Consider the following 26,374-nt stretch of genomic DNA (forward strand, 5'->3'; position numbering starts at 1 on the left):
GACCCGCGCTTCCCGAAAGCCGTCATGATTTCATTTTCGCAAATATCATCCGTCCTGCTGCAGTTTGAAGCACGCTCGTTACAGCTACTTCAAGCGTCTCACCCGCCATACCCTTGGCACCCTCCACGACGATCATCGTTCCGTCATCAAGATAGGCAACGCCTTGGTTCGCCTCTTTTCCATCCTTTACGATAGTGACCTTCATCTCTTCGCCCGCAGTCAGAATGGGCTTTACGGCATTTGCCAGCTCATTGATATTGAATACCGGAACATCCTGCACAGCCGCTACCTTATTCAGATTATAGTCGTTCGTCACGACTTTGCCGCCAAGGTCTTTTGCCAGCTTCAAAAGCTTGATATCCACCTCCGGAACGTCTTCATAATCTGTATCAACGACCTTGACCGCATTTTTCAGTTCCTTTTGCATACTGCCCAATATGTCAAGGCCGCGCCGGCCGCGCGTCCGCTTCATAGAGTCGCTCGAGTCCGCGATCCGCTGCAGCTCTTTCAGCACAAACTCCGGTACAATAATGTCTCCCTCAAACATTCCTGTCCTACAGATATCGAGGATGCGCCCGTCGATAATGACGCTGGTATCCAATATTTTGGGCGAAACACCATTTCCGGTTTCCCTTTTAGGCTCCGCTCCTTTTCCCGATCTGCGCGTATGCAGAAATGCCGAAAGATCGAAACGGCGGCGCACACCGATGGAAAGGCCGATCGAGCCAAACATCAGGTACACAAGGATCGTAAGGGGGATCGATATCCACGCAATCGGGATCAGACCGATAATAATGGAGATCAAAGCCGCCACCACGAGCCCAAGTATCAATCCGATGGTTCCGGAAAGAAGTGTTGCCGACGGCGTTGCCGCAAGCTTTGCCTCTACCTTCTTTGTGTTTTTATCAAACGCGTTTGCCAGCCGTCTGGATAAAATAAAAAATATGATTCCGGATATGATTCCACTGGCGATATAGGATACGAACGGCACCCACGTCTGAAGCGTGCTGAAAAGATCCGCCGATGCGAAGTAGTTGTACAGCGTCACCCCGAGGAGCACCAGCCCCGGCCCGATGAAACAGCCGACTACTACGACAAAGAGCCGCATCAGTTTATAAAACATTTCACCACTCCTTTCTGTTATTTAATTTTTATTCAGCTCCGCGAAGCGCGTTCGCTGATAGCTTTAGTATAGCGGAAATTTATGTCTTTTTTATGAACGGCCCTTTACGAAATTCAAAAGGCTCTTGCCAGAACATCCGAAAGCGTATTCATACCCTCCACCTGTATGCCGTATGACGCGCCGCGCTCCAAGCTTGTTTTCGGAACAAACACCCTGCGTATCCCCATTTTCTCACATTCGGAAATACGCCTTGAAAGCTGCGTCACATGCCGGATCTCTCCCGAAAGGCCCACCTCTCCAATAAAAGCCGTATCCCGCGGCAGCCCCAAATTGCGCAAAGACGACACGATAGACACTGCCATTGCGAGGTCTGCGGCATGCTCGCGCACCCGTATCCCGCCCGCAACGTTTATAAAGATATCCTGCTGATACAATTTCAGGCCGATCTTTTTCTCCAGCACCGCACATACCATGTAAAGCCGGTTCTGGTCGATGCCCGACACAAGACGGCGTGGAATATTGAGCTGCGTGTGCGTGCACAGCGCCTGCATCTCAAGCAGCATAGGCCGTGTGCCCTGCGTAGCTGCAAAAATAGAAACACCGCTCATATCCTGCCCGAAATCCCCTTCAAAAAGCATGGTTGGGTTTTTCACTTCCATCATACCCGCATCCCGCATCTCGAAAACGCCGATCTCGTCCGTTGAACCAAAACGGTTTTTGACCGCCCGCAGGATCCGGAGGTTGGAGGTCCGCTCGCCTTCAAAATACAATACGGTATCTACGATATGCTCAAGAACACGCGGCCCGGCGATCGCACCCTCCTTCGTTACATGCCCCACGATAAAAACGGCTATGCCCATGTGCTTTGCAGCCTGCGTGATGCGCGAGGCACAGCCGCGCACCTGTCCTACGCTTCCCGGCGCGGAGGAAAGAGACGCGTCATACAGCGTCTGTATGGAGTCTACAATTAAAAACTTCGGGGAAAGCTGCTCTGTTCCGGCAAGAATGCTTCCCACTTCCGTTTCAGCCATCAAATAGATATTATCCTCGATCCCAAGCCGCTTCGCACGCATTTTGACCTGCGAAGGCGATTCCTCTCCGGATACATAGAGAACGTTTCCGTATGCGGTCAGGCTTTTGGCGATCTGCAGAAACAAGGTCGATTTCCCGATCCCCGGCTCTCCCGCGGCAAGCGTCACCCCGCCGGAAACGACGCCCCCGCCAAGAACGCGGTCAAATTCTCCGATCCCGGTTTTAAAGCGTTTTCCTGATTCAAGCGGTATTTTATCGAAAGTCACGATACGCCCGGGCACAGAGGCCGGACGTACTGCTCCCTGCGGTGCGGTTGTCACCATTTCCTCCGTCATCGTGTTCCAGCTCCCGCAGGACGGGCACTGCCCCGACCACTTTCCGCTGGCATATCCGCATTCGCTGCATACAAATTGTGTTTTTGTCTTTGCCATTTTTTATCCCGCCGTTATGTCTCCGGCACATACGCATACTGGACGACCTCGTCCAGCACCGCATTTTCCGTCGATTTATCCGTAATATCATAATAGCAGACGCCGTTTCCGTTTGCCGACGCAAGCAAGTTGCGCGTGATCTCATTCGTGAGCTGGACCGTATCCGCCGCATTGGTGTAGGCCACATAGATCTGCCCGTCTTTCGAGTATGCCACAAAATTATCGCCGATCTCGTAATCAAACACGCCCTCTGCGAGTTTAGTCGGCTCTCCGCCCTCCGTAGAGATCATAAGCGTACCGGAGATACTGTTTTCCTCCGTCTTATACACGATCTGCCTGCCGTTCGTTTTCGGCCCATAGACGGCGTTTCCGAAATTATAATTCTCAAATTCCGACGTGCCGTCGCTACGGAATACAACGCGCTTCAGCACGCTGTTTCCCTTGCCGTCTTTTTCCGCCCATACCATATCGGAATCTGAAATATCCACATCGCTGTTCCCGGCTGCCGCTTCATATAGCTTGACTGTAACCGGCTCGCGCGTCTGCACATTATACACATAAAGACGCTGCGTTTCCTCTCCTGCCCACTGCATAAAGGCGAGCAAGTCGCCGCTCATCGAAAGATGCGGAGGCGCATAGGCGTATTCCTTGATCAGGAACTGCTCCCCCGTTTCAAGATCGTAGCCTAAAATACGTCCTCCGCCCGCTTCCATGCTGTCAAGGAACACCGCAATATTGCCCGAGAGCACCGGACAAATGAAATTATCGTATTTCTTTTCCGTATTCTCAAGCAGCCGTTCTTCCCCCGTTTGGGTGTTATAGACCACGACTCCGTCAAGATTCTGCGACACGCCTTTTTGCGCCTGCGTCGTGAAGATGATCTGGTCACCGTCGATATACGGCTCATTCTTCAGCTGGTATTTTTTATCGAAATATAATTCTGCCGATTCGATGCTCTGCGGTACGCTCTCTTCCTCATGCGTAAAGCTCGCCTCTACTTTCGGCTGATAACGCAGAGAAGGATCTACTCCTTTGATCAGGTCCTCCACGAGCGGGAATCCAAAAAATATTACCGCAAGGATGCCCGCCGCGATCCCTGCGACCAGCAGGATAATACGGAAGCGCGCCCAGAAATTACTTCTCTTGATCCGGCTGAGCATCATCGGCTGCCGGACGGTCGTCATGCTTTTATGTCTGTGTCTGCGCATCCTTTTTTCTTTATCTCCTCTTTTGCAGGATACATACCGCCTGCGCCGCAGCACCCTCCCCGCGTCCTACCGCGCCAAGATATTCCGTCGTCGTCGCTTTTACGTTCACGTACGAACGCGGCATACCGAGCGCGCCTGCAATATTTTCGACCATTGCGTCACGATAGGGCATGACCTTCGGTTTCTGCATAATGAGCGTGCTGTCTATATTCACGACGCAGTACCCATATTTCGTCAGAAGATTGCCTACCTCCTCAAGCAAAGCGATCGAGTAAATATCTTTATACTTGGGATCCGTATCCGGGAACAAGCCGCCGATATCGCCCATGCGCGCCGCGCCGAGAAGCGCGTCCATAATGGCATGCACCAGCACATCTGCGTCGGAATGCCCATCCAAGCCATATTCGGACGGTATCTCCACACCACCGAGGATCAGCCTGCGGCCCTTTGCAAACGCATGCATGTCGAATCCGTTGCCAATGCGGATATCCGATGCCTGCTGCTTGCGCGCGATGTCGTTTCCCTGCTCCACATCGGCCCGCGTCGTCAGCTTGATATTATCGGGAGAACCCGGCACGATGTGGACTTCATCGCAAATACGCTCCACAAGCGACGCATCATCTGTCCCGAGGAAGCCATCCTCCGCCGCCTGCGCGTAGGCACGCATGATAAGGTCGCGCGAGAACGCCTGTGGTGTTTGTACGCATACAAGCTCTTCCCGCGGGAGCGTTTCTTTCACCACGTTCCGTCTTGCCCGCTTAATGGTATCGGTCGCTGGGATCGCCGCTACGCCGCTCCCGCAGCGAATGGCGCTTGCCGCGCAATCGCGGATGATGCGTTCCGTTACAAAACACCGTGCCGCATCGTGTACCATAACGATGTCCGCATCGTCGGGTACAAGCTGGAGAGCATTCGCCACGGAATCCTGACGTTCCTTGCCGCCCTCGCAGAAGATGCACCGCATATTTTTAATATAACGGGCTGCCTTGCGCTCCATCATCTCGCGTTCTTCCCGCTTACACACAACGATGATATCCGAAAAAAGTCCCGTCGTTTCGAATGTTTTCATACACCGGACCACGGCGCTTTGTTCGTCAAATTTGATAAAAACCTTATTGGTATCCATTTTCATGCGGCGGCCGCTGCCTGCCGCAAGAATGATCGCACATATCCTCATCGCTTAATCAAGCACCTCATACATTCCTTCGGCATCCTGTTTTTTCGTCGTCTCCGTCAAAGCAAGCACACGGATACGCAGAGGCTTTGAGCCGAATTCGATCGTGATCTCGTCTCCGATCTTCACGGCATAGCTTGGCTTACGCTCTTTCCCATTCACGAAAACCCGGCTGCCCGCACAGGCAGACTGCGCTACTGTACGCCGTTTGATCAGCCGGGACACCTTCAGATATTTATCCAGTCTCAATGCAATTCCTCTCTTAAGCATATAGATAGATATATTATATCTTTTTTTGCGTCCGGATTCAATGCCCGCATCTTCCTCGCATCAAGGCGGTATCCGATTTCTAAGGCTCCCCATCAGTTTTTTCTCACCGTAACAAAAAAGCACCCACACCCCGAAGCGCTCCCTCCGGTCGCTTCACGGGAGGAAATTGCATTTCCCCCGTGGGCCCCCTTTGCTCAAGGTTGATTTCCCGCGCGCATACCAGCGCTCGGAAATCCGGTTTCTAAGGCTCCTCATCAGTTTTTTCTCACCGCAACAAAAAAGCACCCACTTTATAGGTGAGCGCTTTATTTGCAGAATCACTTATTTTACAGCATCCTTGAAAGCCTTGCCGGCTTTGAAAGCGGGAACCGTCGAAGCAGCGATCTTGATCTGTTCTTTCGTCTGCGGATTGATACCCGTTCTTGCAGCGCGCTTTCTTGCCTCAAACGTGCCGAATCCCACGATCTGTACTTTTCCGCCCTTTTTGATCTCTGCGATAATGCTGTCTGCAAATGCACTCAGAGCAGCGTCTGCATCTTTTTTAGAAATTCCGGCTTTTGCCGCGATAGCAGCTACGAGTTCAGTCTTATTCAAAACTTTACCCTCCTTGAGATTTTTAATAGATTTCCGGGCGGAAGCCACTCCGCGCGGTTTGACACTGTGATGATTATAATACAATCTCCCTCATAAATCAACCCATATTTTCAGCATTTTTCCCTATTTTATCCGCTTTTTCCCGCTTTGCACGCTCCCATAATTCGTCAAGTTCCGCAAGCGTCATGCCCGCAAGTTCCCGCCCTGCATTTCTCTCCATCGATTCCATACGTGCAATAAACTTTTCGCATGTCTTGTTGAGGCACAATTCCGGATTCGTTTTTTTAAGGCGAAGTACATTGATAACTGCAAACAGCAGGTCTCCCGCTTCTCCTTCCATCGCGTCGTTTTCTCCGCTGCAAAGCTCCGTCTTCCATTCTGCAAGCTCTTCCTCCACCTTGGGAAGCGCCGCTTCTGCATCCTTCCAGTCGAACCCGATCGACGCCGCCTTTTTCTGCAGCTTATAGGCCCGCATCATCGCGCCCATCGAACGCGGCACATCGCGCAGGACAGATACAAAATTCTCATTGTTCTTTTCCCTGCGCTTGATCGCTTCCCAGTTTGTTATTACTTCTTGCGCAGTATCCGCTTTTCCGTTCCCAAAAATATGCGGATGGCGGTGGATCATCTTCTTACACACCGCTGTCGCAACATCATCAATATCAAACTCTCCGCACTCACGCGCAACCTCCGCATGGAACACCACCTGCAGGAACACGTCTCCCAATTCGTCATACAAGGCACAGATGTCGTCTGCATCGATCGCATCTACCGCTTCATAAGCCTCCTCAAGCATATACTGCCGCAGACTCTCATGCGTCTGCTCTCTGTCCCACGGACAGCCGTTTTCTCCGCGCAGGACTTTCATGATGCGAACAAGATCATACAGCCCATAACGTTCCTTTTGATATAAGGATACCGCCGGAAGCACGAATACGCCCCCTGTTCCAAGCGAAACATCCCGGTCAAGGTCATACAGCCGTACGCGCCGTGCCGTTCCCCCCGCATAAAGGAGTCCCTCCGTCTCTTCCGCATAATAGTCCGATAAAACACATTTTACGTTTTCCGCACAATAGGTATTGTCGAGCCCGTCGATCACGAGCGCTGCGGATGTATCGAATACTGCTTCGCAAAGGCTGCGTGCGTCGAACACAGAATATTCGGCTATCTCAAAGCAGCTGCGTGCCGCTGCGATCGCTGCTGCCGTTGCCCCGCCGCAGGAGATGTATTCCATCTTTACTCTCCGCTGCGCGAGTTCCCTTACAAATCCATTCGTTCCCGCGTTGCCAAGTATACAGAATACAGCTCGGTCTTCCTGTTTCATTTCCCGTATGATCTGCTGTGCGCCCGCAGCATACAGAGTATCAAAATCCTCCGCCTCTTCAAACAGGCTGTCAAGCGTTATCCGGTTTTTATTCCATTTTGCCAGTTCCCCTGCACATTCCGCCCGTTCGCTCTGTAAAATCACGATGTCCGCTTTTTTTATCGCTTCCACCGCGCGCACCGGAAGCAGGTCCGGTTCTCCGGCAAGCTCTATGATCTGCAGATCCATCATACTTTTTCTCTCCCATTTTTCAAAAAAGAGCCGTACGCAACCGCACGGCCCTTACGCCTTTTCTTTTGTCAGCCCTCAAAGGTCGAAAGCCTTTCAGGATATGTTTTGATATCTTCCGCTTCTTTCCACTGCGTGAGCGTATCGTTTAAATGCGCAGACTGCGCCGTGCTGAGCCCGTCGCTCATGAGCGTTTCTTTTACCTCTTCAAACGGGATCGCGCCGCCTCCCTCGCTCGTATACTGGAGGATATGATAGCCATAATCGGTCGCTACCAGCTCGGAGATCGCGCCGACCGACGGCAGCGCCAATGCCGCTTCCTCAAATTCCGCTACCATGCCCGAGCCTTCGAACACAAGATAGCCTTTTGTCTTTGCCGGCTCCTGGGTCATTCCCGTATCCGTACCCAGTTCTTCGATGAGCGCATCAAAATCTTCTCCCGCTTTTGCGCGCGCAAGCGCAGCGTCAGCATCGGCTTTGATTTTTGCAAGCTCCTCATCCCGCAGCGCATCTGCCCCCTCATCGTCTCCGTTCTGGCGCAGCGTTTTGATCTCGCTTTGTACGTCCTCCGGCAGTCCGATGAGCAGATTTTTGATGTAACGCGAGCCCTGCGGCTCATATACTACTGTTCCAAGCTGCTCATAGGTCGTGTAATTGGTCGGATCCTGATCGATCAGCTGCTGTTGCTGCGACAGCAGAGAATCATATTCGCCCTTTGCGTCTTCCTCTGTATAGGAAACCTCATCATTCAGCTTTCCGACCTCGGCATTGATAGCATCCGACCGGAGGGCAGTCTCTACTGCTTTGTCGAGATCCGCATAGCCGTATGTATTGATGTACTCATTATACTGCTCCTCCACATAGGCCTCCTTATCCGTGATCGAATCGTCATTTTCCGCTACGCTTTCAATACTTGCCCTCAGGCTCTCCAGCGAGCTTTCGATCTCCGCCCGCTTTTCCGCTTTTGCTTCTTCGGAATCGTCTGCCAACCCATCTGCCTGCGCATGCTGATACAGGATCTCATTCTCCACCATCTGATCCAGCGCGCTCTCTTTCAAGGAAGTGAACTGATCCGCTCCATACTGCTCCACGAACGCTTCCCGCGACGTCATGCCATATCCTGTGATCGTCATATCGACCTGATCCAAAACCTCTCCTTTGGTTATCTGCGTTCCGTTCACCTCGGCCGCTACCTGCGCACGGTCTTTCTCTTCATTGACCGACACCATAGAACACGAAACGAATGTCATGCATAAAACTGCACATACCGCAGCAGTTATGATTTTTTTTATCCGACTCATACTCCTCTTTTTCCTTTCCAAAATAAATACGCAACGAATATTATTATACAGGAAGCCCCTGTAATTTGCAACGCAAACCCACGATAAAGCCCTTCCTATCTTTTCCGCCGGCGCAGCTTGATCCCACCCAGAAATTCCAGAAATGCGTTTGTGTCGAACCCTTTGTCCGTCCTATAGATCAATGCCGGCGGGGTAGACGGTCTCAGTATAACATCATTTGCCCTGCCGCTCACGATTTTTAACAGTTTCTTTACATTCGGATCGACTGTTTCCGAATATTTCAGCTCGATACCATCCGTCTTTTTTATCACACTCGCGATTCCCGCCGCTGCCGCATAGCTCTTGACGGTTGCGGTCACGATCAGATTATTGACCTCCCGCGGTATTTTCCCAAACCGGTCGGCGAGCTCTTTTGCCGCTGCTTTCGCATCTGCAACCGTTCTGATCTTTGAGATCAGCTTGTAAATATCCATTTTATCCGTCTGCCCGCTGATGTAGCTGTCCGGTATATAGGCCGGAACGCCGAGTTCCACCGCCGTTTCAAACTCCGCTTCGACATGCTTGCCTTTTGCCGTTGCAACAGCCTCGCGCATCAGCTTGCAATACATCGCATAGCCTACGTTTGCCATATGCCCGCTTTGCTCCGGGCCGAGCAAATTCCCCGCGCCGCGTATCTGCAGGTCCCGCATAGCGATTTTAAAGCCGCTTCCGAGCTGAGTAAATTCCCGGATTGCCGCCATACGTTTCGCTGCATTTTCCTTCATTCCGCCGTCGCCCAGATAGGTGAAGTAAGCGTACGCGTTTTTATCGGAACGCCCGACGCGTCCCTTGAGCTGATAGAGCTGCGAAAGTCCGAATTTATCCGCTTCATATACGATGATCGTGTTGACGCTCGGAATGTCGATCCCACTTTCGATGATCGTCGTGCAGACGAGTACATCGTATTCTCCGTCGATGAACCCGCCGACCACACGTTCCAGCTCCGCTTCACTCATTTGTCCATGAGCCGCCGCAACGCGCGCTTCAGGCACATTGCGTTTTACATCAGCTACGAGTTTGTCCATCTCATTGATCCTGCGGCAGACAAAATAAACCTGTCCGTTGCGTCCGATCTCGCGCATGACTGCGTCGCGCAGCAGTCCGTCCGAGTAGCGCATCACATAGGAATAAGGCTGCTTGCGCATAGACGGAGGCGTATCGAGCGTGCTCATATCGCGTATCCCTACAAGCGACATTTCCAGTGTGCGCGGAATCGGCGTAGCTGAAAGCGTCAGCACATCCACGCTTTGCTTCAGCAGCTTGATCTTCTCTTTATGCGTCACGCCGAACCGCTGCTCCTCGTCAACGATAAGAAGCCCCAAATCGTTGAACTGTACGTCTGAAGAAAGTAAACGGTGCGTTCCGATGATGATATCTACCTTGCCCCGCCGGAGTTCCTCCAACACTTCCTTATGCCTTCCTTTTGAGAAGCGGGTCAAGCCTTCGATCGTCACAGGAAAATCGCGGAACCTCTCGCGGAACGTTTTGATATGCTGCCGTGCAAGCAGCGTCGTCGGCACGAGCACAGCAACCTGCTTTCCGTCTGTCACCGCTTTCATCGCGGCACGCATGGCGACCTCCGTTTTTCCGTAGCCTACGTCTCCAAGCAAGAGGCGGTCCATCACGCGGGGAGATTCCATATCTTTTTTGATCTCTTCGATGCTCTCACGCTGTCCTTCCGTTTCCTCATATTCGAAAGCCTCTTCAAATTGTTTCTGCCACACGGTATCTTTCGGGAACGCATGCCCTTTGCTTTCAAAACGCTGCGCATACAGGTCCACAAGATCGAAAGCAAGCTTCAGGGCCGACTCGCGCGCTTTTGTTTTCGCCGTTTCCCATTCGCGCCCCCCGAGCTTTGAAAGCTGCGGCGGCGCATCCTCGCTGCCAATGTATTTCTGTACACGGTCGATCTGCGCGGTTGGGATATAGAGCTTATCTCCTCCGCGATATTCTATCTCCATGTATTCCGCCGTGACTCCGCCTGCGTCCAGCGTTTTAAGGCCTAAATATTTTCCCTTCCCATGCACTTCATGCACAACGAAATCACCCGGCGAAAGATCGCTGAATATATCTTCTTCCGTACGCCGGCGCTTTTTGCGTACCCCTGTCTTCCGCACACGTCCGTAAATATCGTTTGCTCCAAGCACGAGCAGCTTCCCCGTGGGAAGCTCAAAACCGTAAGAAACGTAATCCTCGCTTATACTGAGCGGCGCAGTCATTTCCTTTTCTACCGGTACGATAACGTCAAGCTCCGCCAGCGCTGCCGAAAGCGACTGCGCTTTTCCTCCCGCAAACATGCGCACGGAATATCCATGCTCCCGCCGCGTAAGAAGGTCTTTCGCGAGTTGCTCTACGTGTCCCCGGTATTCTATGGCGCCGCGCATATCCATATCCACTTCAGATACAGTTTTGAGCTGCGCGTTCTTTGTTCCTGCCATGTCGATCAGGTCCGCAGTTTTTGTGCGGATCAGGTTCCGCAGTTCTCCCATGCTCTCGCCCTGCACAGGAAAGGCCTCTTTCTCCGCTTCAAGGGCGGCTGCCATATCGGTAAACTCTGTCAGAATACGCTTCGATTCACCGTAGATCCGCTCGAAATCATCAAACAGCAGAAGCGCGTCCGGAAAATAATCTTTCACATAAGCCGGAGCAAATAAGACCGGAAGAAAAGTATCGGCATTTTCAAAGTTGCCATACTCCTCCACATCCGCCATAATGGAATCGGCAAGCTTCCGGTTATCTTGTGCTTCCAGATAGACAAATAGCTTTTCTTTTTCCCGTTCTCCGAGCACCACCTCGCGCGCAGGCGGAACAAGATAGGCTTCCAGTGCTTTTCCTACCGAACGCTGCGTCTCGCTGTCGAACGGACGGATACTTTCGATCTCATCATCGAAAAAAGTGATGCGCAGCGGCATCCTCGAATCCGGCGGGTAAATATCCAGTATCTCTCCGCGGCGCGCAAACTCTCCGCGCGAATAAACCGTTCCTACTCGTTCATAACCGTTTTTTGCGAGCTCCTTCATCAGTTCTTCGCCGTTATAGCTTTTGCCGGCAATAAGCTCAAAACACGTTTTTCTGAAGTATTCCGGAGGAACGACGCGTCCGAGAAAGGCGCGTATGGAAAGAAACACCGGTTTCTTGATGGCGGCGGCATTTTTCATGATCTTGACGCGCACAAGCTCTTCGTCACGTCCCTTTGCTTCCGCGGCACGCAGTGAAAATTCATTTTCGGGAAAGAGCACGCCTGCGGCGGCGGCATATTCCCGCGCCGCCTGTTCCGTATTCGTAATACAAACGACCTGCCTCTGAATACTTCGCGCAACGGCCGCCGCAAAATATGCTTTCGCATGCGGCGTAACGCCAAAAACCGAGCAAGGCAGCCGCCCTCCCCGGATATCGTCAAGTATGTCCTGAAACGCGCCGCTTTTCATGATCAGCGGACTTACCGTATCTCCCAATGGTTCCGTCCTTTCCTTTATTTACTCCCGTACGGTCAGCAGTTGAATTTGGCCTGTGCTTTTGCAACGCCTTCCGTCAGGATAGATTCACAGGCATCCGCCGCACGTGCAAACAGCTCCTGTGCCTGTTCGCGTTTTTCCTTTTCGAATTTTCCTAATACATGTCCGATCAGATCGCCCTGCGGCTTCCCGATCCCGATCCTGATACGCGGGAAATCTCCCGAGCCGGTATAGCTTATAATAGAGCGCATGCCATTATGTGTTCCGGCGCTTCCCTTTTCGCGGATACGCAGCGTGCCAAATGGGATATCAATATCGTCATACATGACGATGAGCCGGGAAAGCTCCGCATTATAATAGTGCAAAATACCGTCTACAGCATAGCCGCTGTTGTTCATAAAAGTCGTGGGGCGAATCAGCATCACTTTTTCGCCGCCGATCATCCCCTGTCCGGCATGTGCATCGAATTTTGTAGCTTTCAGCTTGATCCCGTGCCGTTTGGCAAGGACATCGAGCGCCTGAAAGCCAGCGTTATGCCGCGTATTTTTATATTTGAGCCCCGGGTTACCGAGGCCGGCGATAAAATACATTTGTGTACCTACTTCCGCTTATCCTTCCAATCCGCCTTTACCGTCTGCCGGCTCCGCGCGATCGCTCGTCGCATCGCGCCTTTTTGCTCGCTTCGCCGTTCCCCGGCGAACCTTCGCCTTTTCGGCGGCTGCTCCTCTTCCCCGCACGACTCGCTTCCGCTGGACTCGCGCGGGGGCCCCTTGTTGCCTTTGCTCCGCGCTTTTTCTTCCGGCAGCAAAGCCTCTATTTCCGCTTATCCTTCCAATCCGCCTTTACCGTCTGCCGGCTCCGCGCGATCGCAAAGGCATTTGCCGGGATGTCGTCCGTAATGGTCGAGCCTGCGGCAATATAAACACCGTCACCTACGTTCACCGGAGAAATCAGATTGGTATTACAGCCGATAAATGCGCCGTCACCTACCGCAGTACGGAACTTATGCTTTCCATCATAGTTCACGACCACTACACCACAGCCCACGTTGATCTGCTCTCCGAAATCCGAATCTCCGATATAGGTGAGATGCGACACCTTAGTACCGTCTCCAATCTTAGAATTTTTGATTTCCACAAAGTCACCGATACGGCAATGGCTGCCTACCTGTGAATCCGGCCGGATATAGGCATTTGGACCAACCGTCGAATGCTCTCCGATCTCCGCCTCCAGAATGACCGAATTCTGCACCTGTGTTCCGTCTCCAACGATACTGTCTTTGATACGGGAACCCGGATAGAGTATAACATCTTCACCGATCTTCGTATGCCCCTCAAGCGTAACATTCGGATAGATGACCGTATCGCGTCCGATCTCGCACTCTGCATCGATATAGGTATTTTGGGGATCGATCAGTGTCACGCCGTTTTTCATGTGCTCTTCCAGAATACGTTCCCGCAAAATCTTTGAGGCCTGCGCAAGCTGTATTCTGTCATTTACGCCCATACATTCCTGCGCGTCTTCTGCAATGCAGGCGCCTACTTTTTCGCCCTTCCGATTCAGGATGCCTATGATGTCCGTCAGATAATACTCTCCCTGTGTGTTTGCCGGTTTTATTTCTTTCAGGCAGTCCAGCAGAAGCGGCGTACGGACGCAATAGCACGATGCATTTACCTCTGTGATCTTGCGCTGCTCGTCTGTCGCGTCCTTTTCCTCTACGATCTCTGCCACATCCCCGTGCGTTCCCCGTACGATCCGTCCATATCCATAGGGCTCGTCCAATTGTGCCGTCAGCAATGTGCAGGCATAGCCGCCCATTTCCGCCATGTTCGCAAGAGAAGCGATCGTTTCTGTGCGCAGAAGCGGCATATCGCCCGCGATGATCAAGGTATATCCATCAAAGCCCTTCAGTTCTTCCGCCGCGCACATCACCGCGTGTCCGCTTCCTTTACGTTCGGCCTGCTGTACATAGACTGCTTTCTCTCCAAGGCGCTCCTGCACCTGCTCACTCCCGCGTCCGCAAACTACGATACATTTTTCCATCTCAACGCCGTGCGCCGCGCGCATGACCCATTCCAGCATGCTGCGGCCTGCCGCCTCATGCAACACCTTGGGCCGTTTTGATCTCATACGAGTCCCCTCGCCCGCCGCAAGGATGACTGCCATGCATTTTTTCATCTCTGTCCGCTCTCCTGTATGCTCTTATTTTCTCTGTCTAATTTTTTATTATACACAAAACCGCCTTGTATGCAAAGCGGTCCGGGCATAGAAAAAAGCCCCTCCGGCTGGAAGGGCTTTTTATGTCTTTCAATACTCTTCCGGTATGGACGCCTCATCCGGCATATTCTCATATTCTTTCAGTATGATCTGCTGAATCATCTCGCGCGTATCTGAATTGATTGGATGGGCGATATCTTTATATTCTCCGCTCGGCGTCTTTCTGCTGGGCATCGCTATAAAAAGACCGCTGGCTCCTTCGATGATCTTCATATCATGAATCACGAACATATCGTCAAACGTCACCGAAACGATCGCTTTCATTTTACCCGTACCGTCAATTTTTCTGATGCGAATATCTGTGATCTCCATTCTTCAATCCTCCACCTTGTTGTTGAGCTTTCCGCTTCCAAAAAGCGGCTCCAAGCAAATCCACCCCATTGATTTCACTTATGTTAAATTTAACATATCTCTCGGAAAATTGCAACCTCCGGCCTTTCAGCAGGCTGAAATCTCTATTTTCGTTTCACTCAGTTCCTCCAATTCAAAGATCGCCCGATAGCCGCTGATCCTCTTTTTCTGAGGATAACGGTTCACAATCGCCGCCGCAATACCTACTACCTCGATCATGAATTCCCCCAGCATATCGCAAATCGCCTTTACTGTTCCGCCGCCTGCTATAAAATCGTCGATCACAAGCGCCCGCGTTCCCTCCCGGATCATCCGCTTAGAGAGCGACATGGTCTGCAGGCGCCGCGACGAACCCGAAAGATAATTGATCGAAAAGACGGAGCCATCCGTCAGCTTGCTTTCCCTGCGCGCGATCGCAAGCGGGAGATTCAAAATGCGGGCTACGCTCATAGCAAGCGGTATGCCTTTCGTCTCGACCGTAACGATGAAATCTGCGCGCGCGCCCACAAACCATTCAGCCATGATCTGCGCCATGCCATCCACATAATATGGCGTACAAAACAGATCTGCTATATACATATAGCCGCCCGGCAGAATACGCGACGTATCCGTCATTTTTTCCGTCAGCTCTTTCAACAGGAGTACCCTTGCCGCCTGCGGCATGCTGGGAATGTAGCGGATGCCTCCGTGCGCACCTGCCACCGTCTCTATTCGCCCGATGCCCACGTCTTCAAACGCCTGTTTGATAACGGCCGCATCTTCGGAAATGCTCGATTTTGCCGCGCTGAACATCTCCTGAAAATAATTGAGAGAATACAGCTTATTTGGATTTTTGGCTAAAACTGCACACATCGCCGCTATCCGCTGCTTTTTGTTCCGCATCTATTGTCCCTTTCAGACGGTGAGTTCCATAATATAATCATCCATTACAAAGCCGCCGCCGATATCCGTACAAATATCTTCCGTATGAATAAATCCAAGATGTTCATATACGGCGATTGACGAACGGTTGTTTTTTGCGACTGTGAGCCATATATTTTTGAGCCGCATCGTGCGCGCCATTTCACATGCCTCGCGAATCACACTGCTGAAATATCCTTTTCCCCGGTAATCCTTGAGCAGATAAGCCTTGCTGAGAAATAGCTTTCCCTGCGGATGATCCGGCTGAAATGCCGCATAGCCAACATTCACGCCCAGCACGCGAATCAGATAATATTCGCAGCCCTGCGCGTCCGCCTCTTTGATCGCTGCAGCCGACTGGAACCGTTCAAGCATATATTCGATTTGGTCGCCGGACAAGAGCCCCGCATAATGTTCCCTCCATATCGCATGCGCAAGCTCTGCCGCCGAAAGGAACTCCCGCTCTCTGCTGATCCGTTTTAATCTTGCCCTTGCCATCAACGCGCCTGCCAATCCCGAAAGAATGCTTCAATGCTCCGGTCTCCTGTTTTTTCCATTTCTTCAGAAAAATAACAGCCCGGCAGCTGACCCTTTTCCCGGTGATGCTTCACGCATTCACAGCATAGTCCTTTTCTCGTGCACGAAAACGAACAAGTACACATCGTTTCATTTCGTTCCCTCTTACATTCCATACCGATCATCTCACTTTCTTTTGTTTCTGAAATAGCTGCTTAAAAGCTGTGCACACTCGCTTTCGAGCACGCCGCCCCGAACCTCCGGCCTATGATTCAATTTGCCCTCTGCAAGATCATATACCGTTCCCATGGCTCCCGCCTTTTTATCATAGGCGCCGAACACGACCCTTGGGATACGCGCGTTGATCACCGCTCCCGCACACATCGGGCACGGCTCAAGGGTCACATATAAGGTGCATCCGATAAGCCGCCAGCCTCCAAGTATTTTGGCCGCCTGTGCGATCGCCCCGATTTCAGCATGCCCGAGCGGGTCTTTCTGCGTTTCACGCGTATTATGCGCTTCCGCTATGACAGCGCCGTCACGCACGATCACTGCACCAATCGGGACTTCGTCGAGCGTCTCTGCCAATAGCGCCTGCCGGATAGCCGCACGCATCCATTGTTCGTCATCCATTGACGCGTCCTCCCCCCGTTAAAAGCGCAAAAAATGACTCATAGCCCATAGCAAAGCATTTTTCCGCTTTCTCATACAGCGACCGTGCCGCCTTTTGTTCCGCACTTGCAGCTGCATCCATGCTTTCCTGCAGCAGACACGCTGTATCGATAAAAGCCCCGTTTATCTTCAGGATCTCTGCATCATCCGTCTGCAGTATGGAAAGGTCCTGTACAAGCGTTTCCATATCTGCACGGACATAGGGCGTCATTTCTCCCTCCTCCATCTGCCGCAAACCCGTCTGTAAACGGGTTACAGCGTCTAAATCATTGATGAAATTATCATATCGATCTGCAGAAGAGAGTGCACAGGCATTTGCCAGAAATAACATTGCTGCAACGACACAGCAAATATATTTTTTCATGCCTCCGCTCCTTTCCGCAACTTTTTTCTTTCTATTATACGAATTTCATTATCATATTGCAATCAGACATATTTTTTGATAAAATGGAATTCGTCATACGGAGGAGTATCGAAGTGGTCATAACGGGCGCGACTCGAAATCTTGCGGGGAGCTGTCCGTTTCGTCCAGCCGAAACCTTGTAACCATGCGGGTTTTACCCGGTTCGAAAATTGAATAAGTTTGCTGTTCTTTCCGTCAGTTCTTTCCAAAGCCTTTTTCTATCGGAAAAAGGCGGGGGAAAACGGCGGCTGAACATATAGGGAGCGGTATCGAAGTGGTCATAACGGGCCTGACTCGAAATCAGGTAGTCCTCACGGGCTCGTGGGTTCGAATCCCACCCGCTCCGCCATCGAAAAATCCAGTAACCATGCGGGTTTCTGGATTTTTCTTTTTTGCGTTCGCTTTAAAAATCACCCGATTTTGGGCTGTTCTTTCCATAAATTTTGGAAAGAACAGCTTTTTGCTTTATGCCCCGTTTTTTTCTGCGTTTTGCTCCCATCTGCTGCCGAAATCTCCCGCTTCGGGAAGCGGCATACCGCTCATCATCGCTTGCGCCGAGGACAGTTTCGAACTGTAATCCAGATGGGCGTAAATGTTTGCCGTGGTGGAAAAATCCGAGTGCCCCAGCCAGTCCTGAATCTGCTTGAGCGGTACGCCGTTGGCAAGTAAGAGGGAGGCGCAGCTATGCCTGAGATCGTGGAAGCGCATCTTTTTCATGCCGTGCCGCTGGATGAAAGCAGGAAACTGCGAGGTCAGGTAATCGGGCCTCATCCGCTCGCCCAGCTCGTCCACGAACACGAAGCCGTCGTATTCATAGTTATAGCAGTTGCCGCAGACCTGCTTGTTCAGCTCCTGCGCCACCTTGACCTCCGCAAAATATTCCTTGAATCTTCCCACCAGCGGCAGAGTGCGCATACTGGATTTGGTTTTTGCCGATTCTTGCTCGATGACCTGCGTTTTCCCGCCCACATTGACGGAGGTCACCGTCCGTTTGATGGTCAGCGTTCCACGCTCAAAGTCAATAGCGTCCCACTTGAGCCCCAGCACCTCGCCACGGCGCAGGCCGTAAAAGGCGGCAACCAGCACCGGCAGCTCCAGCTTTGTACCCTTAACCACTTCAAATAAGTGCTGAAGCTCCGCCGCATCCAGAAACACTGGCTGGAAATCATTCTTTTTTGGGCGGTCTACCTTCATCGCCACGTTCTGTGCTACCAGATCGGTTTTCATGGCGTATTTCAGCGCCTGATGAATGACAGCGTGGTAATGAATCACGGAATTGGGCTTGACCGTCCGCAGCTTTTCGGAATAGAACTGCTGGATGTGTCTTGCTTCCAAGTCTTTCAGCGTGATCGGCTTATTCCGGAAATACGGCTCGATGGTCTGCTTTACCATGCTCTCATAGGACCCGAAGGTGGTGGGCTTCACCCTGACCTTGACAATTTCCAGCCAGCCGAGCAGATAGTCGGCAAAGAGCATGTTGGAGCAAAGCTCGCCGATCTCTGCGGGCGGCTCAAAGGCGTTGCGGATTTTTACAAGCACCGCTTCGGCCTTTCGTTTGTTTCCCTTTTCGGGAAGTCCGGTGGATATGTACTTGACGTGCCGCTTGTTTTTGCTGTCGTAGAAGCTTAGCACAGCGTAGTAGTACCCCTTTTTAACCTGTAAATGTCCTGATACCAATTGATGAAACTCCTTTCTTTGCTTTTACACAGGACAGTCCGGCACCGACAAGGCCATTATACCCTGCCGGTGCCGTTCTTTCCATTGTGTGAAGGTCGTGCTCCGCACACATTTTCGGTTCGAATCAGCGGCTGTCCCTGTCACGCTCCCGTCTGCGCTGCCATTGTTCCAACAGCTTGATGACCGTATCGCAGACCTGCTTGTCCGTGTAACTCTTCGGGAAATATTTGCGAATGTCCTCCCGCTTGAATTTATATTGCTCCTGCTGGTTGGGCTTCTGCTCGGCGAGGATGGCGTAGATCGTCTGGTCTTGCAGTACCCCCTCCTGCGAAAGTTTCTTTAAGCGGATTGCCTGTGCGTGGGACGGCGTGCAGTCGTTGAGCTCCATTGCGTTTAACAATACCCGTTGTTCCGATTGCTCTAAGTACGAAATTTCAACGGCAGGGTTGAAAGCAATTTTGTTTTCGTCTACCATTTCTAATAGTTCGGGGATCAAGTAGGTCAAGCGAATATATCTGCGGACTTGGTCTTTGCTTTCACCTGCATCGTCGGCTACTTTTTCCACACTCAACAACTTCTCTGCAACTTGCACAGAAGCTTTACCCTGATGTTTTATCGCATCTAATTTCATCTTATAGGCAAACGCTTTTTCACCGGGCAAAATATGTTCCCGTTGCAGGTTGGCGTCCACCATTGCAATCACCGCTTCATCGTCACTCATCTCCCGGACGATAACGGGCATTGTTTCAATTCCGAGCACCTGACACGCCGCCAGCCTTCTGTGCCCGGAGATCAACTCGTACCCGCCCTCCGGCAAGGGGCGGGCGAGCGCCGGTGTGAGCGTCCCGAACTTTTGGATGCTCTCAATCAGGCGTTTCATTTCCTCATCGTTTTGGATTTTGAACGGGTGCTCCTTGAACGGGTGCAACTCATAAAGAGGAATTTCTTTTACCCGTTCCAGCTTTGCGTCGTCCCTTTCCTCCTGCGAGGAAAACAGCTCGTCCAGCGAATTTGTTGGTAAAGTAAAATCAGATTTTCGTTTTGTCATTATGTTCGCCTCCTTATTGCCATTTCAAATTGCTTTTGCCGGGGCGGAGAAACACCGCTTCGATATCTGCCTGAAAGCGATGCCAGCGCAGGGCTTCGGTTTTCAGCATCGGCGTGTCAATAAAGCCGAGTGTATTTGCTTTCACTGCAAGCTGGTTGATGTTGTTGCCGATGGCGGAAAGCTGGCGCATTGCTTCATAAAATCTTGTGTCCGGCTTTTCCTTGGGCTCGTAGCCGTGTAACAGGATGCGGATCACTGCTGTCTCTGTAATTCCGCAAAGCTTTGCCTTGCGTTTTAATTCTCTGGCGTCCTGTGGGGAAAGCCAGAATTGCTTTTTAACTCTTCGTTTCATCTTTTTCATCCTTTCTTTACGGGGTATTAGGGTGCGCCCTAACGAGATTCACCGTTTTACGACTTTTGGGAGTATAAACGGTCTGCTCGCTAAGATAACGCAGCCTAAAACCGCTGTCTTGTATTATCTACTTTAGGAAATCCTCTATCGTGCTTATCCGATGGAGGATTTCGCTTCTTTCGAGTGATTCAAAATCCTTTTTCAGTTGTCGGATAAGCCGAAAAGTCTTGTAGATTTTCTCATCGGTTGCGGCTTTTACATCTTTTCCAAGTCCCAACCTCCGCAGATATTCCGATAGAGAAAGTCCGCAATAATATGCGTTTTCGCTGAGTTTCTCCTTCTCGGCAGGTGTTACTCTTACGTTGATTCCAAGTGTTTTGCTTCTCATAAACATCAAATCCTTTCTTAAAATTGTGACGGTAATGACGCTTGTGACACACTTTTCGCTATATATCGTTTGCCCCGTCATTTGCGTCACCGCCGTCATGCCGTATGAACTTGATCAGCCTGCTTTGCCCTGTCCGCTTGGTTCGGTACTCAATCCCGGCAGGTTCCAGTACCTCATTTGAAAACTGTCCTAAATACTTGGTTACCACATTGGGCGTGGTTTCGGTTTCCGCCATATCTGCAATCAAATCGGTGGCAGTTCCTACCCATTCGGTGCGGGATTTCATAAATTCCGCTACCCGAAAAAGAAACTGCGGGATTTCCGCTTTGCGGATTTCTTCTGTGTTTTTGTGCTCCACAAGCTCCCATTTCAGGTCTTGAAACCGCAGAGTCAGCTCCTGATATTCCACATCCCGCCCGCAGGCAAGAAGGGTGGCGTCCCTGCTGCTTCGTTTGCGCTTAAGCACATAATTGGTGTCCGCCGCTCCGGTGATGCCGGTAGAGCCGGACACCTCGTTGAACGGATCGTCTCCGTCCTTGAGTTTTCGCAGATGATGGACGAGAATAATGGAAATATCGTGCTCATCTGCGATCCGCTTAATGGAGGAAATGTCGTCGTAATCGTTGCCGTACATTCCCGTTTTCCCGGTGCTGCCTTTGGAATCCCGCACCTTTTGAAGCGTGTCGATAATTACCAGCTTTGTCTTCGGGAAGTCCTCCAAGAAGTTAATGATTTCTTCTTCCAGCCCGTTTCCAATCAAGCCGCAGGTTACAGACAAATGGAAACTCCGAGGCGGATCATTGGTCAAATCGAAAAGTCGGTCTTTAATTCGTCTTTGTGTATCCTCCAAACAGAGATACAGCACATCGCAGTGCATGGTCGGGATTCCCCAAACGGGTAGTCCTTGAGACACTTGCAATCCAAGCCACAACATCAGCCAGCTTTTGCCGATTTTGGCGGCTCCGCTCAAGACATTCACCCCTTGTGGGATCAGCCCATCGACAATGAACATGGTCTTACTCATCGGTGTGGCCAGCAGAGTTTCTGCGTCCACGGTCACTAATTTTCTTTTCATAAGTACATCCTTTCGTTTTTGTTATTCGGACAGTTAGAACACCGAAATCGAAGGGTTTAGTATTCTTACCCTATATATCCCGATTTGGTGTCAAAAAGGCCTTGAAAATAGGGCGTTTTTGGGTCCCTAATTGTCTGCTTTACGCTTTCTGGCGCTCTCGTTTTTCTGCCTGCGGTGCACCTTTTTGCTGCACGATAGGCAGTATTTTTGCCGGTTGGAGTTTGGCACAAAAGCCGCTCCGCACTCGGCGCAGTGATAAGTACGCTGTTTGAAAATGTCCGCATACAGTTCCTTTTCTGCGGGTAAAACCGCATTGCGGAAATACCGGCACAGCAACGAATAGGAAATGGTCTGTGGACAGACGCAGGGCTCGCCGTCATCCAGCAATAGGCAGTTGCCATCGTCATAATTGGCGCACAGCCTTTTGATCAGGCGGTTGCACCTTGAACGCTGGGACGGGGTAAGCCGCAGGATTTCAGGCACTTGATTTCACCTCCTTTTTCTCTTCGGTCACGAAGTTAATTACACTGACTTTCGGGATTTTGAAACTATTGCCGATTTTGATTGCCTGCAATTCACCATCGTTGATGAGATCGTAGGCAAGCTGTCGGCTGATACCCAGCATTTCCCGAAGCTGCCGGACGGTCACGATGTCCGGATATTCCGGAAACATCATCTGATAAAGCTCTTTGAGCTCCGATTTTTTCATAGCGCTTCAATCCTCCTTTTTTACGGCTATGTAAGGCAGATACCGGCGTGAGGATCATAGTGCCATCCGATATCTGCTGCGTTTTTCCGAATGTCGTTTTCTATCCCTGCCCCCGTCAAGCGGCGTCGCCGTGCTCGCTTCTTTCGGAAGGTCGTGGCACAGTCATATCCCACTCGGATTATTATTCAATTTTCAAGGTACAGTAAGAAGGTCTTTCACTTATTCCCACAGGGAGAGGTCAAACGCACCCCCTAAACGGGAAAAATATTTACGGATTAAAAACTCCCTTCACTCATTTGGACAAAGGGTGCCGAAATGCACACCCATTTCCGGGCTTTTTCTCAAAAATTTTTTTGAGAAAAAATTTACCCTTCACTTATTTGGAATTACAAAGCCAAATGACACCCTATTTTTCAGAAAAACTGAAAATATTTTTTGCCCTGTTAAGGGATGATTTGTTTTTACTTACCGAAGAAAAAGTCTCTTCACTTATTCCCACCGGGAAGGGGTTAATTCCAACCCTGTTTCAAAAAATATTTTGCTGTTTGTAAAAACCTCCTCACTTATTCCCACTGCGAGAAACCAAATGCACACCCTAAATCTCAAAAAATTTTATCCCTTCACTTATTTGGAATTGGGAAGTCGAAACGCACCCTGTTTTCACAAAAAATTTGAAAAATATTTTGTTCGATTGTGGGACGGCTTATTTTACTTACCTAAAAAGTCCTTTCACTTATTTGGAATTTGAGCGCCAAAACGCAACCTGTTTTTTAGAAAAAACAGAAAATTTTTTTGAAAAAGCTGTTTATCTCAAAAACATCCCCTCACTTGTTCCCACTGGGAGAGGGCATTTGGGGATAGTAATCCCGAAAAAAGGCAAAAAAATTTGCCCGCCGGATATGGCGGGCGTTTTTGTGTTTGCATGGAGACGACAACACGGCTTGTTTATAATAAATCGTTAAGAAGATTCATGCACTTCACTTTCTGTTGGAGATTTGCGCTCCCATAGACATTCAGGGTGAACGATACATTCTTGTGGCCAAGGATTTCAGAGAGCGACTTGATGTCAAACTCCGGTATCTCGATTGCTCGTACTGCAAAGGTGTGACGAATCTCATGAAACTTTACCTTTTGCAGTCCATTACGCTTGAGAAATCGAGAGAAAAACTGCCGGTATGTACGAGGTTCAGTTGGTTTCGTCTTACCTGTCAGAAAGTAGTGATTCGGATTCTCCGTATAAAACTTCTTGATGATGTTCATGAGTAGTGACGGAACTGGAATTATTCTTGCAGATGTCTTTGTCTTTGGCGGACCTATGTGAAGATAGGATTTACCCTTTCTCTTGTCGTAGATACGCTGGACAGTCTTGTTGATATTGATCGTTTTCTCCGTAAGGGAAATATCCTTCATCTGAAGTCCACAAAGTTCACCAATTCGAATGCCGGTAAACAGCGCAATTAGAATTCCAGCCGTTTTCCTGCTCAAATTCATGTAGATGCACTGAATAAGCGCTTGTTCTTGATCTTTGGAAAGCGAGTTGACTTTTTTGACACCCAGTTCTTTAGGGTACTCAATCAAGTCCCAGTTCAGCAAAGGAATCGCCCTTTCCTTGTAGGCATATTCCATTGCAAGCCTGAGAACGAGGATAACATCCCGTATGGTCTTTACGGTCAGTCCTCCCGTGTTGTCCAGCCGACCGGCATTGTAGAGATACGAAATGTAGCTCTGAATGTCCGTTTCGGTGATGCTGCCAATCTTACGCTTGCCGAAGTATGGGATTAAGTGATTTTCGGCAATCAGCGTGAAGCTGGCGTGGGTTGACGGCGTGATCATTGGCTTCTTTTGATTTAGCCAAGTGTTCAGCAGCGTCTTGAATTGTGTATTGTTAGTCATATTGACCACCTCCACGAACATTATCTGATGGAGGAATAATCAAGGCATTATAAACCTCAAGTAACGGTCTTGAAAAGCGCCCGAAACTGCGTTTTCCGGGCTTTGATGAGCCGTGGAAAGAAATTAAGATAGGCGATATTTTCAAGGTAACCAGAGGCAATGTTCTTTCTTCTGCGTTGGTTTCATCAGAAAAATCCAACGGTTATACATATCCAGTTTTTTCATCACAAACTAAAGATGATGGATTGATGGGATATTATAATGAGTTCCTGTTTGAAGATGCAATTACATGGACAACCGACGGCGCTAATGCTGGCACTGTTCATTTCCGTAAAGGAAAGTTCTACTGCACTAATGTTTGCGGAGTACTGCTAAATTCGTATGGTTATGCGAATCGCTGCATTGCTGAAATATTAGGAAGAGTCAGTAAAAGATATGTATCGTATGTGGGTAATCCAAAGTTAATGAACAATGTGATGTCGGAGATTTGTATTTATATTCCTTCTCTTGCAGAACAATCTCACATCGATGATTTCCTATTGGTGCTTGATAAGAAAATTGAGAAACAACGGCAACTTGTTGATTCCCTCAAGAAGTATAAAAGAGGACTCTCTGATGAGCTTTTTAGTAAGAATGGAGTAACAGATGATTGGACTGCAATTCCATTTAGTGAAGCTTTCGAGTTGCTGCAAAACAACACTTTCTCACGGGATGAAATGTCAACTGAAAACGGAATTGTTTATAATATCCATTATGGCGATGTCCTGATCAAATACGGTACTGTGGTCGATCTTTCAAAAGTTGAGGTTCCTTACATTAAATCGGATGTAAGCCTTTCAAAGTTCGCTCAGCATAGTTATCTGAGAGATGGGGATATAGTGATCGCAGACACCGCAGAAGATTACACAGTCGGCAAGGCAGTAGAGATAGCTGGGATTACTGATGAAAAGGCATTATCGGGGCTTCACACAATACCGTGCCGTCCTAAGCTTTCTTTTGCACCGATGTATCTCGGCTATTTTATCAACTCTAATCGGTTCAGAGCGCAGATACTACCACTGATACAAGGGACAAAGGTTTCCTCGATAAGCAAAAGCGAGATAATGAAAACATCTGTTGTTTTTCCTTCATACGAGATGCAATCACGAATAGCTTCCATGCTCTATACTATGGATTTGAAGATTGACATTTGCAATGCTTGCGCACAAGAGCTGATTCGTACAAAAGAGGCATTGATGCAGCGGCTCTTCATATAAAGAGCTGCTGCATAAGCCCTTCTTTTAGGCCAGTCAAAAAAGTAAGAGCATTTTCTTCAATCACGATCTTATCATCAAATTTGGAAAGGAAGTCTATAAGTTTTTTCTGGGTGTTTTCATCAGGGTATGACAAAGTAAGCTTACCCAATTCACTTGCTTGAATATGAACAACTGATTTTCCCTGCGCTATGCGGGCGATTTTGGCGTTGACAACATGATTGAGCAGATAGCTCATTATGCGCCCATCCACCTTGTCGCTACGAAAAATATTGAGGTCTCCGGCAAGGATGACACCGGGCAGCATGACGCAGGAAGCCGTTGAAATCTCTTCTGACGTTTCGCCGGAAGTCGGGATCACGACATCTCCTACACGGCTCAGAAACAGCTCATCAACTTGTGCTTGCGTCCGCCGCTTGACGCTGGTTACAACCTCGTTATAGGTGGTATAAAGCTCTCCATAGAGGATAAAGGGTGTGCCATCCTCGGATATATCGGCTTTGGATAAAGGCGCTCCCTTTACGAAGTTGCCGAGTTCGCCCAGCTTGGCAGTAGTCCACCTCGCATTTTTGAGTGGGCATGATTTTGGTGAGAGAAGATACCTTACCGTACCTCTTTTATACTTCTGTTCAAGTATGCAGAAACGATCTATAAATACCGAAATCCCTTGCAATAGCGGAT

The 26,374-nt window shown here is 50.0% G+C and carries 27 protein-coding genes and 1 tRNA gene; 2 read left to right on the forward strand and 26 right to left on the reverse strand.

Annotated features, from left to right (window positions below; translation table 11 throughout):
* Window positions 1-22: 22 nt before the first annotated feature.
* The 17 genes from PUP29_RS04640 to PUP29_RS04720 all read right to left on the reverse strand — a co-directional run bounded on the left by PUP29_RS04640 (window position 23) and on the right by PUP29_RS04720 (window position 17,259).
* Window positions 23-1,123 (reverse strand): PIN/TRAM domain-containing protein, encoded by a 1,101-nt coding sequence (locus PUP29_RS04640; protein WP_079546902.1) that lies wholly within the window; start codon window positions 1,121-1,123, stop codon window positions 23-25.
* 113 nt (window positions 1,124-1,236) lie between these two features.
* Window positions 1,237-2,586, reverse strand: coding sequence for a DNA repair protein RadA (radA, locus tag PUP29_RS04645; protein WP_079546901.1), 1,350 nt, complete (start codon window positions 2,584-2,586; stop codon window positions 1,237-1,239).
* A gap of 14 nt (window positions 2,587-2,600) precedes the next feature.
* A complete protein-coding gene (locus PUP29_RS04650) occupies window positions 2,601-3,794 on the reverse strand; it encodes a hypothetical protein (protein WP_079546900.1) in 1,194 nt (397 codons plus the stop codon).
* Window positions 3,795-3,804: 10 nt separating this feature from the next.
* Window positions 3,805-4,971: a 2-C-methyl-D-erythritol 4-phosphate cytidylyltransferase gene (gene ispD, locus PUP29_RS04655; RefSeq protein WP_079546899.1), complete on the reverse strand. Its 1,167-nt coding sequence runs from the start codon at window positions 4,969-4,971 to the stop codon at window positions 3,805-3,807.
* A gap of 3 nt (window positions 4,972-4,974) precedes the next feature.
* The gene (locus PUP29_RS04660) at window positions 4,975-5,217 is read right to left on the reverse strand and encodes an RNA-binding S4 domain-containing protein (RefSeq protein WP_079546898.1); all 243 of its coding nucleotides are present in this window, start codon (window positions 5,215-5,217) and stop codon (window positions 4,975-4,977) included.
* Between the two features lie 342 nt (window positions 5,218-5,559).
* On the reverse strand, window positions 5,560-5,916 hold the full coding sequence (locus PUP29_RS04665) for an HU family DNA-binding protein (protein WP_434542799.1): 357 nt from the start codon (window positions 5,914-5,916) through the stop codon (window positions 5,560-5,562).
* A 13-nt stretch (window positions 5,917-5,929) separates the two neighbouring features.
* The gene (mazG, locus tag PUP29_RS04670) at window positions 5,930-7,387 is read right to left on the reverse strand and encodes a nucleoside triphosphate pyrophosphohydrolase (protein WP_079546897.1); all 1,458 of its coding nucleotides are present in this window, start codon (window positions 7,385-7,387) and stop codon (window positions 5,930-5,932) included.
* Window positions 7,388-7,455: 68 nt separating this feature from the next.
* Window positions 7,456-8,685: a peptidylprolyl isomerase gene (locus PUP29_RS04675; RefSeq protein WP_079546896.1), complete on the reverse strand. Its 1,230-nt coding sequence runs from the start codon at window positions 8,683-8,685 to the stop codon at window positions 7,456-7,458.
* A gap of 95 nt (window positions 8,686-8,780) precedes the next feature.
* Window positions 8,781-12,179, reverse strand: a complete 3,399-nt coding sequence (gene mfd / locus PUP29_RS04680) for a transcription-repair coupling factor (RefSeq protein ID WP_079546895.1) — start codon at window positions 12,177-12,179, stop codon at window positions 8,781-8,783.
* 35 nt (window positions 12,180-12,214) lie between these two features.
* The gene (gene pth / locus PUP29_RS04685) at window positions 12,215-12,769 is read right to left on the reverse strand and encodes an aminoacyl-tRNA hydrolase (protein ID WP_079546894.1); all 555 of its coding nucleotides are present in this window, start codon (window positions 12,767-12,769) and stop codon (window positions 12,215-12,217) included.
* A 223-nt stretch (window positions 12,770-12,992) separates the two neighbouring features.
* A complete protein-coding gene (gene glmU / locus PUP29_RS04690) occupies window positions 12,993-14,357 on the reverse strand; it encodes a bifunctional UDP-N-acetylglucosamine diphosphorylase/glucosamine-1-phosphate N-acetyltransferase GlmU (RefSeq protein ID WP_353423913.1) in 1,365 nt (454 codons plus the stop codon).
* A gap of 129 nt (window positions 14,358-14,486) precedes the next feature.
* Window positions 14,487-14,768, reverse strand: coding sequence for a septation regulator SpoVG (gene spoVG, locus PUP29_RS04695; protein WP_079546891.1), 282 nt, complete (start codon window positions 14,766-14,768; stop codon window positions 14,487-14,489).
* Window positions 14,769-14,894: 126 nt separating this feature from the next.
* Window positions 14,895-15,689 carry a pur operon repressor gene (gene purR / locus PUP29_RS04700; RefSeq protein WP_079546890.1) on the reverse strand — a complete coding sequence of 265 codons (795 nt, stop codon included), beginning with the start codon at window positions 15,687-15,689 and terminating at the stop codon, window positions 14,895-14,897.
* A gap of 12 nt (window positions 15,690-15,701) precedes the next feature.
* Window positions 15,702-16,205, reverse strand: a complete 504-nt coding sequence (locus tag PUP29_RS04705) for a GNAT family N-acetyltransferase (RefSeq protein WP_079546889.1) — start codon at window positions 16,203-16,205, stop codon at window positions 15,702-15,704.
* On the reverse strand, window positions 16,205-16,399 hold the full coding sequence (locus tag PUP29_RS04710; protein WP_079547846.1) for a DUF6485 family protein: 195 nt from the start codon (window positions 16,397-16,399) through the stop codon (window positions 16,205-16,207). The genes PUP29_RS04705 and PUP29_RS04710 overlap by 1 nt, the downstream gene beginning before the upstream one ends.
* A gap of 10 nt (window positions 16,400-16,409) precedes the next feature.
* The gene (gene tadA, locus PUP29_RS04715) at window positions 16,410-16,856 is read right to left on the reverse strand and encodes a tRNA adenosine(34) deaminase TadA (protein ID WP_079546888.1); all 447 of its coding nucleotides are present in this window, start codon (window positions 16,854-16,856) and stop codon (window positions 16,410-16,412) included.
* The gene (locus tag PUP29_RS04720; RefSeq protein ID WP_079546887.1) at window positions 16,849-17,259 is read right to left on the reverse strand and encodes a hypothetical protein; all 411 of its coding nucleotides are present in this window, start codon (window positions 17,257-17,259) and stop codon (window positions 16,849-16,851) included. Before PUP29_RS04720 ends, tadA begins: the two co-directional genes overlap by 8 nt.
* A gap of 299 nt (window positions 17,260-17,558) precedes the next feature.
* On the opposite strand from PUP29_RS04720, the gene PUP29_RS04725 reads away from it, so the two are divergent.
* A tRNA-Ser gene (locus PUP29_RS04725) sits at window positions 17,559-17,647 on the forward strand.
* Window positions 17,648-17,763: 116 nt separating this feature from the next.
* On the opposite strand, the gene PUP29_RS04730 is transcribed toward PUP29_RS04725, so the two are convergent.
* From PUP29_RS04730 to PUP29_RS04765, 8 genes are all read right to left on the reverse strand, one after another.
* Window positions 17,764-18,930 carry a site-specific integrase gene (locus tag PUP29_RS04730; RefSeq protein WP_353423914.1) on the reverse strand — a complete coding sequence of 389 codons (1,167 nt, stop codon included), beginning with the start codon at window positions 18,928-18,930 and terminating at the stop codon, window positions 17,764-17,766.
* A 169-nt stretch (window positions 18,931-19,099) separates the two neighbouring features.
* Window positions 19,100-20,023: a ParB/RepB/Spo0J family partition protein gene (locus PUP29_RS04735; protein WP_353423915.1), complete on the reverse strand. Its 924-nt coding sequence runs from the start codon at window positions 20,021-20,023 to the stop codon at window positions 19,100-19,102.
* A gap of 13 nt (window positions 20,024-20,036) precedes the next feature.
* Window positions 20,037-20,375, reverse strand: a complete 339-nt coding sequence (locus PUP29_RS04740) for a plasmid mobilization protein (RefSeq protein WP_353424056.1) — start codon at window positions 20,373-20,375, stop codon at window positions 20,037-20,039.
* Window positions 20,376-20,502: 127 nt separating this feature from the next.
* Window positions 20,503-20,763, reverse strand: coding sequence for a plasmid mobilization protein (locus tag PUP29_RS04745; RefSeq protein WP_177653156.1), 261 nt, complete (start codon window positions 20,761-20,763; stop codon window positions 20,503-20,505).
* Window positions 20,764-20,821: 58 nt separating this feature from the next.
* The gene (locus tag PUP29_RS04750) at window positions 20,822-21,838 is read right to left on the reverse strand and encodes an AAA family ATPase (RefSeq protein WP_303671155.1); all 1,017 of its coding nucleotides are present in this window, start codon (window positions 21,836-21,838) and stop codon (window positions 20,822-20,824) included.
* Between the two features lie 126 nt (window positions 21,839-21,964).
* Window positions 21,965-22,321: a cysteine-rich VLP domain-containing protein gene (locus PUP29_RS04755; protein WP_178200110.1), complete on the reverse strand. Its 357-nt coding sequence runs from the start codon at window positions 22,319-22,321 to the stop codon at window positions 21,965-21,967.
* Entirely contained in the window at window positions 22,314-22,547 is a 234-nt protein-coding gene (locus PUP29_RS04760; protein WP_161213322.1) for a helix-turn-helix domain-containing protein, read from the reverse strand. Before PUP29_RS04760 ends, PUP29_RS04755 begins: the two co-directional genes overlap by 8 nt.
* Window positions 22,548-23,492: 945 nt before the next feature.
* Window positions 23,493-24,440, reverse strand: coding sequence for a tyrosine-type recombinase/integrase (locus tag PUP29_RS04765; RefSeq protein ID WP_353423916.1), 948 nt, complete (start codon window positions 24,438-24,440; stop codon window positions 23,493-23,495).
* Window positions 24,441-24,526: 86 nt separating this feature from the next.
* Between PUP29_RS04765 and PUP29_RS04770 the strand changes: the two genes are divergently transcribed.
* Window positions 24,527-25,696, forward strand: coding sequence for a restriction endonuclease subunit S (locus PUP29_RS04770; protein WP_353424057.1), 1,170 nt, complete (start codon window positions 24,527-24,529; stop codon window positions 25,694-25,696).
* Here PUP29_RS04770 and PUP29_RS04775 read toward each other — a convergent pair.
* Entirely contained in the window at window positions 25,689-26,366 is a 678-nt protein-coding gene (locus PUP29_RS04775) for a restriction endonuclease subunit S (protein WP_353423917.1), read from the reverse strand. The genes PUP29_RS04770 and PUP29_RS04775 overlap by 8 nt on opposite strands.
* Window positions 26,367-26,374: the final 8 nt, after the last annotated feature.

Source organism: Christensenella massiliensis (assembly GCF_040409835.1).
GTDB lineage: Bacteria > Bacillota > Clostridia > Christensenellales > Christensenellaceae > Christensenella > Christensenella massiliensis.